We start from the raw sequence: 12,750 nt of genomic DNA, 5'->3' as shown, positions 1-12,750 counted from the left end.
TTAGGATTAGAACATGTCAACGACTGTTATTATTCTTGCTGCAGGTAAAGGCACGCGCATGCGCTCTAGCTTACCGAAAGTATTACAACCTCTTGCAGGACGTCCTTTACTGGGTCATGTCATTGAAACGGCAAAAAAATTAAACGCAGATAATATTATTACCATTTATGGTCATGGTGGTGACCAGGTTCAGACAGCATTTGCACAACAAGAGATTAAATGGGTAGAACAGGCTGAACAGCTCGGTACCGGCCATGCGGTGCAAATGACCTTGCCTGTCCTGCCTCACGACGGCGTATCGCTAATCCTCTCCGGTGATGTACCCTGCATTAATCCTGTAACCTTGCAAAAATTACTCGATGCCACTGCAGAAACCGGTATTGGTCTGGTGACCCTTACCCTGCCGGACGCTAATGGCTATGGTCGTATTGTCCGTGAACAGAGTCAGATTCAGGCCATTGTGGAACACAAAGATGCTTCCGAAGAGCAGCGTCAGATCAAGGAAATCAATACCGGTATTTATGCCGTCAGCAATGCCAAGTTGCATCAATGGCTGCCAAATTTAAGCAATGACAATGCGCAAGGTGAATATTACCTGACCGATATTGTGGCGATGGCTTTGGCAGATGGTATGCAAGTTGCATCGGTAGAACCTGAAATGGCTTTTGAAGTTGAAGGTGTGAATGACCGTGTGCAGCTGGCTGCTTTAGAACGTCAGTTCCAGTCATTTCAAGCCAAACAGCTAATGCAACAAGGTGTACATCTGATTGATCCAAGCCGCTTTGACTTGCGTGGTAATTTAACTGTCGGCCAGGATGTTCGCGTTGATATCAACGTGATTATCGAAGGTGATTGCGAGCTGGGCGACAATGTCGAAATTGGCGCCGGCTGTATCATCAAGAATACCAAGATTGCAGCTGGCACCAAGGTTCAGCCATATAGCATTTTCGATAGCGCCATCGTTGGTGAAGATACCCAGATTGGACCTTTTGCACGACTCCGTCCGGGTGCAAAACTCGCAGCTGAAGTACATATCGGCAACTTTGTTGAAGTCAAAAATACTACGATTGGTCTAGGTTCTAAAGCCAACCATTTTACCTACTTGGGTGATGCAGAAGTTGGTAGTGGTTCGAACATCGGTGCAGGGACTATTACCTGTAACTATGATGGTGCGAACAAATTTAAAACGATTATTGGTGATCAGGCCTTCATTGGCTCGAACAGTTCATTGGTGGCACCTGTAAAAATTGGCAATGGCGCCACAGTCGGTGCAGGCTCAACGATTACTCGTGATGTGGAAGACAACAGTTTGGCGGTAGAACGTTCTAAGCAATTTGCCAAAGAAAACTATCCACGTCCGCAAAAAATCAAGAAATAAGGGGGAATAAATATGTGTGGTATCGTCGGTGGCATTGCAGAACGTAGCATTACCAATATTTTGATTGAAGGCTTAAAACGCCTGGAATACCGGGGTTATGATTCAGCAGGTTTGGCACTCATCAACAATAGCCAGGTCCTGCGTGAACGTCGTGTCGGCAAGGTCGCGAACCTTGAACAGGCCGTAAATGAATCACAGATCAGCGGCTCACTTGGCATTGCACATACACGCTGGGCAACCCATGGCAAACCGACTGAAGAAAATGCCCATCCGCATATTTCTGAAAATGTGGCAGTGGTCCATAACGGAATCATTGAGAACTATCAAGAACTCAAAGATGATCTTGAAGCTTTGGGCTATGTGTTTACCTCACAGACTGATACTGAAGTGGTGGCCCATCTGATCAATGATGCGCTGAAATCTACCTCGAGCCTGTTAGAAGCTGTACGCCAAGTCGTTCCACAACTGAAAGGTGCCTATGCACTGGGTATCGTACATACTGACCACCCGGATGAACTGATTACCGTGCGTGAAGGTTCTCCACTGGTGATTGGTGTCGGGATTGGTGAAAACTTCATTAGTTCAGATCAATTAGCCTTACTTCCAATTACTAACCGTTTTATCTACCTGGAAGAAGGTGATATTGCCCGTTTGACCCGCACCACCATTGAAGTCTTTGTCGATGGTCAGCTGGTAGATCGTCCGGTCAAGGAACTGGATGCTGCGGTCAGCAATGCGTCTAAAGGTGAATACAAGCACTATATGCTCAAAGAAATTTATGAGCAGCCTGAAGCGATTAAACAGACCATTTCCCAAGCCTTAAATGGCAATGACCTGCGCGAAGACTTCCTTACCAGTGCGGAACAAGACTTTTCAAAAATCCAGCAAATCCAGATTATTGCCTGTGGTACCAGCTATCATGCCGGCATGATTGCCAAATACTGGTTTGAACAGCTGATTGATCTACCTTGCCAAGTCGAGATTGCTAGCGAATTCCGTTATCGCACGCCGGTGATTGTGAATCACACGCTATATGTGTGTATTTCCCAATCTGGTGAAACTGCTGATACTTTAGCTGCCTTACGTGATACACAGAAACGTGCAACTGCCAAAGGCCTGGACATTACCACGATGACCATCTGCAACGTGGCCACCTCATCAATGGTACGCGAAACTCAGCATAGTCTGTTGACACTGGCAGGCCCTGAAATTGGGGTAGCATCAACTAAAGCCTTTACCACCCAGCTTGCTGCATTGATGCTCTTGGTCCTGAAAATCGGTTCTGTGAAAAATACTATTTCTACAGAACAAATGACGGAGATCACCACAGATCTTTGGCACATGCCTAAAGTGATGCTGGACACATTACGTCATGATGATGAGCTTCTACGCCTTTCTGAACTGTTTGTTGAAAAGCAGCATTGCCTGTTCCTGGGTCGTGGTACGCATTTCCCGATCGCTCTGGAAGGTGCACTCAAGCTGAAAGAAATCTCCTATATTCATGCGGAAGGTTATGCTGCAGGCGAACTAAAACACGGGCCATTGGCACTGGTTGACAATGACATGCCGGTAGTGATTCTGGCACCACAGGATGACATGCTGGATAAGCTCAAATCCAATATGGAAGAAGTTCAGGCGCGTGGTGGCGAGCTATTTGTGTTTGCTGATGAAAACAGCGGCATTAAAGCCAAAGAACGCCAGCATGTGGTACATATTCCGGCAGTCAATGCAGTGCTGGCACCGATTGTGTATAGCATCCCGGTGCAGTTATTGTCTTATCATGTGGCTGTATTACGTGGTACGGATGTAGATCAGCCACGTAACCTGGCAAAATCGGTCACCGTAGAATAATTAAAATTGAATCAAGGCTGGGGAACCGGCCTTTTTCTTCTAAATGGAGAGCCTATAAATGACACAACTGACTTGCTTTAAAGCCTATGATATTCGTGGCAAACTGGGTAGCGAACTCAATGAAGAGATTGCCTATAAAATTGGCCGTGCTTATGGACAGATTTATCAACCTAAAACGGTTGTCATTGGCTGTGACATCCGACTCAGCAGTGAAGACTTAAAACAGGCGACCATTCGCGGCTTGAATGATGCCGGAGTCAATGTGCTGGATTTGGGCATGACCGGGACTGAAGAAGTTTATTTCGCAGCTTTCCATCTGGATGTTCAGGGTGGTATTGAAGTGACGGCCAGCCATAATCCGATGGACTATAACGGCATGAAGCTGGTGCGTGAAAATGCCCGCCCGATCAGTGCAGATACAGGCTTAAAAGAAATTCAGGCCTTGGCAGAATCAGGGAAATTCGTTGAGGTTGTCCAAAAAGGTCATACTGAACAATATAATATCCTGCCTGAATTTATCGATCACCTGATGACTTATATTGACGCGGCAAAAATCCGCCCGATGAAACTGGTGATGAATGCCGGCAATGGTGCCGCAGGTCATGTGGTGGATGCGCTGGAACAGAAGTTTCAACAACTCCAGATTCCGGTTGAATTTGTCAAAATTCACAATGAGGCCGATGGTAACTTCCCGAATGGCATCCCGAATCCAATTCTGGTTGAAAACCGTGATAGCACCCGTGATGCGGTCATTCAGCATGGTGCGGATATGGGCATTGCCTGGGATGGTGACTTTGATCGCTGTTTCCTGTTCGATGAAAAAGGGCAGTTTATTGAAGGTTATTATATTGTTGGCCTTCTGGCGCAGGCATTTCTGCTGAAGCAGTCTGGTGAAAAAATTGTCCATGACCCGCGTCTGGTCTGGAATACGCTGGATGTCGTGGAGCAATATCAGGGAATTACCGTCCAATCAAAATCAGGTCATGCCTTCATTAAGGATGTCATGCGTGAACATAATGCGGCTTATGGCGGGGAAATGAGTGCTCATCATTATTTCCGTGATTTTGCTTACTGTGACAGCGGCATGATTCCATGGCTACTTGCTATCGCTGTACTGTCTGAAACAGGAAAATCCTTATCTTCTCTTGTGGAAGAAATGATCGCCAAGTTCCCATGTTCAGGTGAAATTAATTTTAAAGTAGCCGATACCCAGGCGACCATCCAAAAACTTTTCGATCATTATGCCGATCAGAAACCTGAAATTGATCAAACCGACGGCGTCAGCCTGAATTTTGGTAGCTGGCGTTTTAATGTGCGTGCATCCAATACTGAACCATTATTGCGTTTGAATATTGAAAGCCGTCGTGATCATCATCCACGACCGATGCAGGACTATGTCGATGAGCTGACCCAGCTGATTCAAAGTTAATATTGCGGTATCCAGCAGAATAAAAATGGGAGCAAAATTGCTCCCATTTCTATTCATTTAATGATAAACATTTTAACGATAACCATTCGGATTCTGTTTCTGCCAGTTCCAGCTATCTGCCAGCATATCCTCCAAACCATATTGTGCTGTCCAGCCCAACTCTTGTACTGCACGGCTATTATTTGCAAAACAGGTCGCCACATCGCCTTCACGACGTGGTACAAACTCAAATGGAACAGCAACCCCATTCACCTGCTCAAAGGTATTCTTCACTTGCAGCACTGAAATGCCATTACCGGTACCGATATTCCAGGCACGGCAGCCTTGGGAAACCAGACGGTTATTCAAGGCACACAGATGTGCGTTGGCCAGATCGACCACATGAATATAATCACGCACGCCAGTACCATCCACCGTGTTATAGTCATGACCAAAAATAGACAGTTTTTCACGACGGCCTACAGCCACCTGCGTTACATAAGGCATTAAATTATTTGGGATACCTTGTGGATCTTCTCCAATCTGACCACTTTTATGCGCACCAACCGGATTGAAATAACGCAACAAGGCAATCGACCAGCGTTCATCAGCTACAGCCAGCTTTTCCAGTAGCTGCTCAACTATCAGTTTGGTATAACCATAGTTATTAGTTGGCATTCCGGTAGGCATCTCTTCATTTAAAGGTGAAGGATTATCTTCACCATAGACCGTAGCCGAAGAGCTAAAGACCAGTTTGAACACCTGTGCGCGCTGCATCGCCTGAACCAGACTGATTGAACCGGCAATATTGTTGTCAAAATAGGCCAATGGAATTTGCTGGCTTTCCCCCACCGCTTTCAGCCCGGCAAAATGAATTACCGCATCAATTGAATTTTGTTGAAAGACTTGATCGAGTAGCTGGCTATCCCGGATATCGCCTTCAACAAAGATCAGGCTTTTTTGACTTAACTGCTGGACACGGTTTAAAGACTCAGCTGAGCTATTGCACAGATTATCCAGCACGATCACTTCATGTCCAGCATTCAGCAATTCCACACAGGTATGTGAACCAATATAGCCTGCTCCGCCTGTGACCAGAATTTTCGCCATTTTACTTTCCTAATAGAACTTTAATTAAACCTTGGGTTGAGCCATCTAGACCATCCAGATCGGTCTGTTCACCATTCAGGATAGGCAATAACTGGTTGGCAATTTCCTTGCCTTTTTCTACGCCCCACTGATCAAACGGATTGATATTCCACAGCACAGATTGGACAAATACCTTATGTTCATAGAGTGCAATAAGCATGCCCAAACTGTATGGATTGAGCTCCTGCAATAACAGGGTACTGCTTGGCTGATTGCCTTCATACTGCTTATAGGCCGGCAAGCTCGCCAATTCAGCCTGATCCAGCGCTTCATTGCCAAAAGCCAGTAAGCGCGACTGCGCCAGACAGTTAGATAAGGCCAAATGATGTTGTTCTACCAATGCTTCGGCACTGTCTACATAGGTATATTGCTGGCTATTATACCGCTCTACCGGCGCAATAAAATCACAGCTGACTGACTGCGTACCCTGATGCAATAACTGATAGAAGGCATGCTGGGCATTCGGTCCGACTTCTCCCCAGATGATCGGGCAGGTATCGAACTGGACTTTTTCGCCATTACGCTGGATCGACTTACCATTTGATTCCATTTCCAGCTGTTGCAGATAGGAGGCAAAATATTTCAGCCGGCCATCATAAGGCAGAATTGCATGGGTCTGGATATCCAGAAAATTGGTATTCCAGGCTCCCAACAATCCCATCAATACCGGAATATTACGCTCAAAAGGCTGGTACTGAAAATGCTGGTCCACTGCATAGGCACCCGCCAGCAGCTGCTTGAAGCCTTCAATGCCGATACTCAAGGCAATTGGCAGTCCGATACAGGACCAGAGTGAATAACGCCCACCGACCCAGTCCCAGAGCAGCAACTGGTTTTCCGGTGCAATTCCCCATGCGGTCATTTTTTCCGGCTTGGTTGATACTCCAATAAAATGATGCTTGAGAATATAAGGATGTTGACCTAAGGCCTTTTCCAGCCACAAGCGTACCGTCTGAGCATTGGTCAGGGTATCAATGGTGCCGAAGGATTTGGAGGAAATAATAAACAGTGTCGTTTCCGGACGCAGCTGATGCAACAGCTCAGACAACTGACTGCCATCCATAGTCGAAACAAAATGTACGTTGAGTGGCTGGGCAGACTGGTATTTAAAATCAGATAAAGCATGCGTGACCATCAAGGGACCGAGGTCTGATCCGCCCACCCCGATATTGACCACATCCTGAATGACTTCCCCGGTGGCACCGCGACGCTGTCCGGCATGAATTTGTTCCACCAGCGCATACATACGCTCCAGCTGGGCATGCACATCAGCTGCCAGATCAACATGCTGTTGATCCTGTTTCGGCAGGCGCAATGCCCAGTGCATGGCAGCACGCTGCTCGGTATAGTTGATTTTTTGATTGGAAAATAGGGAGCCAATCCAAGATCTGAGGTTCTGTGCATCGGCCCATTCGATCAGCCCCTGCATCACATTCTTATTGATTCGGTGTTTGCTATAGTCAAACAGCAGTTGTTCAAACTGGATAGAATATCGATTAAAACGCTGCGGGTCAGCAGCAAACAGCTCCCGCAAATGCTCAGACTGAAGCTGTTCTTTGTTCGAGGCGAGTTTCTGACACACAGTTTCAGTGTCGAGATTTGGATTAAAATGGCTCAACATTAACGTCCCACCCCAATATAATTAAAACCACGTGTCTTGACATACGTCGGATCATACAGATTACGCCCATCCAGAATCAGGGGATGCTGCATTAGTTTGATTAGATACGGATAATCCGGACTGCCGTACTGTTTCCATGCCGTAATCAGACACAAGGCATGCGCCCCTTCCACAGCCTGATACTGGTCTTTACACAGGATCAGGTCTTCCCGTGGCCCATAAACCTTTTCAATATTTGTGATTGCCTGAGGATCATGCAGCTTGACCGTCACGCCTTGTGCCCACAAAGCGGTCAGCATGGCATGTACCGGAGACTGCTGGATACTTGGGGTATTTTCCTTAAAGGCTGCACCCCAGATCGCAATAACTTTACCCTTTAAGTCTCCACGGAAATAGTTCCAGAGTTTACGGAACAATAATTCTTTTTGCTGTTCGTTAATGTCCCAGACCTGTTCCAGCAACTGGTTTTTTACCCCTGAATCTGCCACGGCGTGAGTAAGCGTCCGGATATCATGGGAGAAATTCTCTCCACCAAAACCAACGCCGGGGAACAGATAGGCAGAACCAATCCGGTTATCCGCAGCCATGCCTTGCCGTACCTGTTCAATATCAATGCCAAGCTTTTCTGCCACACTGGCCAGATCATTCATATAACTGATCCGGGTGGCCAGCATGCCGGAAATACTCAACTTGGTAAATTCGGCATCCAGAACCGGCATAAATAGATACTGCTGCGCGCGTGGAAATAATGGACGTAAGAGTTCTTTGATTTTAGGCTGGATATCTGCATGATCACAGCCCACAATCAGCTGGGTGGCCTGAGTAAAGCTACGCAGTGCATTCCCTTCCTGAATAATATCTGGCAGATAAATCCAGTCATCATTCGGCAGCAACTGCTGAAAGCGTTGCGTGCCATGCAAGCCAAAGGTCGAGGCATTAATCATCAGTTTGGGATGGGCAAAACAGGCATGCCGGATGGTATCCACCATCTGAAACGCCTGTTGCTCTTCAGTCGCATTAAAACTAAAGAAAAAAACATCCTGATTAAAATCCAGATGCTGAAAATCGCAACAGTTTAAAAAGCCAGACTTTTCCTGTTTTTGCAGTAATAGCTGGAGGGATTCATCCTGAAAATAGGGCCGAGCCGAATCATCTGCACCAAAGCTATTACACCAGACCACCTGATGACCACATTCAGATAAAAGGGCCGACATGACCCCGGAAAATAGGGTTTTTCCCAATACTGCGACTTTCATATTATTCCTTTCCTATAAAGCAAGTTCCTGAATCAATGCTTTAAACTCGGTACCGAGTTTAGGATGATCGACGCCATAATGTAAAACAGCTTTTAGATAACCTAACTTACTGCCACAGTCAAAGGTCTGGCCTTTCATACGATAGGCTTCTACAGCTTCTGTTTGTTGCAGCATGGCAATTGCATCGGTCAGCTGGATTTCATTGCCTGCCCCGCGTGGGGTCTGTTCTAAAAGCTGCATGATTTTTGCTGGCAGAATATAACGTCCGACTACAGACAGATTTGAAGGTGCCGTCCCCACTGCGGGTTTCTCGACGATCCCTTGCATCACAATACTGTTCCCTTCGGCAGGCACTGCTGCAACATCCACAATGCCATATTGGTCCACTAGATGTTCAGGCACCGCTTCCACCATGATTTGTGAGGCTTTAGATTGTGCATAACGCTGGATCATACGTGACAGGTCATTTTCAGGATCCTGATCCTTGACCAGCACATCCGGCAACAACACCGCAAAATCATCATCGCCAATGACTGCTTTGGCACATAAAACTGCATGACCCAGACCCAAAGGCTGCGGCTGACGGACACTAATCACACTCACGCCCGCAGGCAGAATTTCAGTAATTTCTTTAAGCAAGTCGGTTTTGTTTTTTTGCTCAAGGGTGGTTTCAAGCTCAAAGTTACGGTCAAAATAGTTTTCAATCGAGGCCTTGGAAGAGTGGGTCACCAGAATAATCTGTTCAATCCCGGCAGCGACTGCTTCACGAACCACATATTCAATCGCAGGGCGATCCACGACTGTCACCATCTCTTTCGGAATGGATTTACTGGCAGGTAAAAAACGGGTGCCGAGACCCGCCACAGGAAGAATTGCTTTTTTGATCATATCTATAAAAACCTAGTTCACTTTAATTTCTTTACCGCGTACATAACCGTCGACATAATGTTCCAGTTGTGCCAGTGCCCATTCAATATCGGCCTGAGTCGCGCTAAGTTCATGTATGCGGTTAAATACTGCCAGAATTTCTGTCAATGGATAATGTTTTTCGACAGATCGCAGAATACGCGTATGTGAAGTAATTTCTGTATTTTCTTCGTCAATCAGCAGTTCTTCATAGAGTTTTTCGCCTGGACGTAATCCGGTATATTGAATTTCAATATCACCATTTGGATTTTTCTCGTCTCGGACTTTGAGTCCACTGAGGGAAATCATTTGTCGTGCCAGATCCTGAATCCGTACCGGCTCGCCCATGTCTAGCAAAAATACATCTCCACCAGTACCCAAAGCACCAGCCTGAATCACCAGCTGCGAAGCTTCCGGAATGGTCATAAAGAAACGGGTCACTTCTGGATCAGTCACGGTAATTGGCCCACCCTTGGCAATTTGCTGTTTAAACAGCGGCACGACCGAGCCCGAAGAACCGAGTACATTGCCAAAGCGCACAATACTGATCTGGGTCTGGTTCTGGGCTTCTGCCATGGCCTGACAATACAGCTCTGCCATACGCTTAGTCGCTCCCATCACATTGGTGGGACGTACGGCCTTATCGGTTGAAATTAACACAAAGGTTTCGACGCCTTTTTTTACTGCTGCATTCACACTAAAGGCGGTTCCAACGGCATTGTTTTTCAAACCAGCCAGCGGATTACATTCTACCAGTGGTACATGCTTATATGCGGCAGCATGATAAACAGTTTGCACACCATATTGTTCAATTACCCGTTCTAACTTACGTTCGTCGAGAACTGAACCTAAAATTGGAATAATTTCACAGCTTGCCGTAAGACGTAATTCTTTATCAATACGATATAAAGCAAATTCTGTTAGCTCATAAATAATAATTTTGAGAGGCTGATTTTTAATAATTTGGCGACATAGCTCTGAACCAATCGAGCCACCCGCACCTGTGACCATAACTACTTTATTGTTAATATTTTTAGCCAAAAGCGCTGGAACTGGCGGTACAGGATCACGCCCCAGTAAATTAATAATATCCACTTCCTGAATATCAGAAATTCGAATTTCACCATTGACCAGTTTAGTTAAACCTGGAATTTCGGTAATTTTAAGGTGGGCTGGTTCTAAAAACTTAACAATCTCACTTTTACGGATTCTTCCCACTGACGGGAGTGCAATTAAAATTTCATCAATTTTGAGTTTTGTAAAACATTTCAAAGCAGTATGGGGTAAAAAAACTTGGATACCACCAATATTTTGACCACTTAAAGACGGATCATCATCAATAAATATAATCGGTAGATGTTCATTAGAACGGTTTAAAGTCGCTGCTACCTGTTGGCCTGCATGACCTGCTCCATAAATCGCGATACGTTTTTTCGGGACACCTGACTTCAAATAAGATTGAACGACAAAACGAATAATACTCCGGCTGAACCAGACCCAGGCGAACATCATAAAGCCAAACATTAAAGGGATTGAGGTCGGAATAAACGCATGCGTGCTATAAGCCAACAAGTACAGACCAATCACGCTGAATAGGGTTGCCAAACCTAATTTGGCAATAAAAAATTCATTGAAGGTACGAACAATAAAACGGTATACACCAGAAATAAACAGCGCAAAGACTGCAATAGCACTCACCCAGACCGAACCAAAGGGAATATTAGGTACAACTTCTGCACCGAGATCAAACTGTCGGATGGCATAACAAAGCCAGATTAGAACAGGGAAAATACAAAAGTCTAAAATGACTAAAAACGCGAGTTTTGCTGAACGTGGAGATTCAACTAATGGCAAGATGATAGATTTCACGTGATGTGTCTTCTCAATATGACTTATAAGTTTCAACTCAATTTAAATATTAGAATGACTAAATTGAAACCTGGATAAATTTACCAAATGCACCTATCGGTGCATTCTACGTGACTGAATCATTGATAGATTATATACGACCAATCACTTGTTGAATGCCATATTCGGTTGTCTGAATATTATTTTCTGTTAATGTCGGATGCACCAAAAACATTAAACTGGTTTCGCCTAATTTCTGTGCATTTTTTAAACGCTCTACTGGACGCCATTCTGTATGATCGAACGCATGCTCCAAATAGACCTCTGAGCAAGATCCGCTAAAACAAGGCACGCCCAAAGCATTAATCTCTGTCATAATTCGGTCACGTGACCAGCCTTCAGGCAAGGCATCGATATTGACTTGCACATAACATTTATAAGCAGCATGTACATAATCATCGGATGGGCGATGTACAGTAAAATATGGACTATTATCAAAACAACTCAAAATTCTTTCAGCATTTTTAGTACGTTTTTCCGTCCATTCCGGCATCATTTTGAGCTGAATAAGCCCAATCACTGCCTGCATTTCCATCATGCGCCAGTTGGTACCAAAGGAATCATGCAACCAACGGAAACCCGGCGGATGCTGTTTATTATATATACTATCAAAGTTCTTGCCATGGTCTTTATAAGACCACATTTTTTTCCATAAATTTTCATCATTGGTGGTGACCATGCCACCTTCACCGCCCGTAGTCATAATCTTGTCCTGACAGAAGGACCAGGCACCAATATGACCAATTGAACCGGCAGATTTACCTTTATATTTTGCTCCATGCGCCTGTGCACAGTCTTCGATTACATACAGACCTTTATCGGAAGCCAACTGTATGATCGGGTCCATATCACACATCCAACCTGCCAGATGCACACAAATGATGGCTTTGGTATTGGGTGTGATCACCGCTTCAATGGTCCGACGGGAGATATTTTGGGAGTCCAGTTCAACATCGGCAAAGACCGGGTTTGCTCCTGACGTGACAATGGAGCTGGCAGAAGCTAAAAAAGTACGGGAAGTGACAATTACGTCATCGCCTGCGCCAATGCCTAATGCCTTAAGTGCAACATCCAACGCGACCGTCCCATTGGCCAATGCGACTGCATATTGTGCTTCTGCAAAACGGGCAAATTCTTTTTCAAACTCACGGCATTCCTGTCCGGTCCAGTAGTTGACTTTATTCGACAATAATACCTGAGAAACCGCATCCGCTTCTTCCTGAGTAAAACTTGGCCATGATTCAAATGCAGTGTTTAACATGATGTTTCCTGA

General features: G+C 45.4%; 9 protein-coding genes. 3 read left to right on the top strand and 6 right to left on the bottom strand.

From position 1 onward, the window contains the following. The first annotated feature begins 13 nt into the window (after positions 1–13). From glmU to FTV08_RS11405, 3 genes are read left to right on the top strand one after another with little or no spacing between them, the layout of a single operon-like run. Entirely contained in the window at positions 14–1,378 is a 1,365-nt protein-coding gene (gene glmU, locus FTV08_RS11415; RefSeq protein WP_180087384.1) for a bifunctional UDP-N-acetylglucosamine diphosphorylase/glucosamine-1-phosphate N-acetyltransferase GlmU, read from the top strand. A gap of 12 nt (positions 1,379–1,390) precedes the next feature. Further along, entirely contained in the window at positions 1,391–3,229 is a 1,839-nt protein-coding gene (gene glmS, locus FTV08_RS11410) for a glutamine--fructose-6-phosphate transaminase (isomerizing) (protein ID WP_180087383.1), read from the top strand. A 58-nt stretch (positions 3,230–3,287) separates the two neighbouring features. Continuing rightward, complete coding sequence (locus tag FTV08_RS11405) at positions 3,288–4,658, top strand: phosphomannomutase CpsG (RefSeq protein ID WP_180087382.1); 1,371 nt, start codon at positions 3,288–3,290, stop codon at positions 4,656–4,658. 72 nt (positions 4,659–4,730) lie between these two features. Here FTV08_RS11405 and galE read toward each other — a convergent pair whose 3' ends face one another. From galE to FTV08_RS11375, 6 genes are all read right to left on the bottom strand, one after another. After that, positions 4,731–5,747, bottom strand: a complete 1,017-nt coding sequence (gene galE, locus FTV08_RS11400; RefSeq protein ID WP_085064577.1) for a UDP-glucose 4-epimerase GalE — start codon at positions 5,745–5,747, stop codon at positions 4,731–4,733. 1 nt (position 5,748) lies between these two features. After that, a complete protein-coding gene (pgi, locus tag FTV08_RS11395; protein ID WP_180087381.1) occupies positions 5,749–7,407 on the bottom strand; it encodes a glucose-6-phosphate isomerase in 1,659 nt (552 codons plus the stop codon). Further along, a complete protein-coding gene (locus tag FTV08_RS11390; RefSeq protein ID WP_180087380.1) occupies positions 7,407–8,663 on the bottom strand; it encodes a nucleotide sugar dehydrogenase in 1,257 nt (418 codons plus the stop codon). Before FTV08_RS11390 ends, pgi begins: the two co-directional genes overlap by 1 nt. A 12-nt stretch (positions 8,664–8,675) precedes the next feature. Continuing rightward, a complete protein-coding gene (gene galU, locus FTV08_RS11385) occupies positions 8,676–9,551 on the bottom strand; it encodes a UTP--glucose-1-phosphate uridylyltransferase GalU (RefSeq protein ID WP_180087379.1) in 876 nt (291 codons plus the stop codon). Between the two features lie 12 nt (positions 9,552–9,563). Then, on the bottom strand, positions 9,564–11,438 hold the full coding sequence (locus FTV08_RS11380; RefSeq protein ID WP_180087378.1) for a nucleoside-diphosphate sugar epimerase/dehydratase: 1,875 nt from the start codon (positions 11,436–11,438) through the stop codon (positions 9,564–9,566). Positions 11,439–11,568: 130 nt separating this feature from the next. Then, positions 11,569–12,738: a DegT/DnrJ/EryC1/StrS aminotransferase family protein gene (locus FTV08_RS11375; protein WP_180087377.1), complete on the bottom strand. Its 1,170-nt coding sequence runs from the start codon at positions 12,736–12,738 to the stop codon at positions 11,569–11,571. Between the last annotated feature and the right edge of the window lie 12 nt (positions 12,739–12,750).

It is taken from the genome of Acinetobacter sp. YH12226, assembly GCF_013417805.1.
Classification (GTDB): domain Bacteria; phylum Pseudomonadota; class Gammaproteobacteria; order Pseudomonadales; family Moraxellaceae; genus Acinetobacter.
Note: the sequence above shows the minus strand (reverse complement) of the source record. Positions and strands in the feature narration are given on the sequence as shown.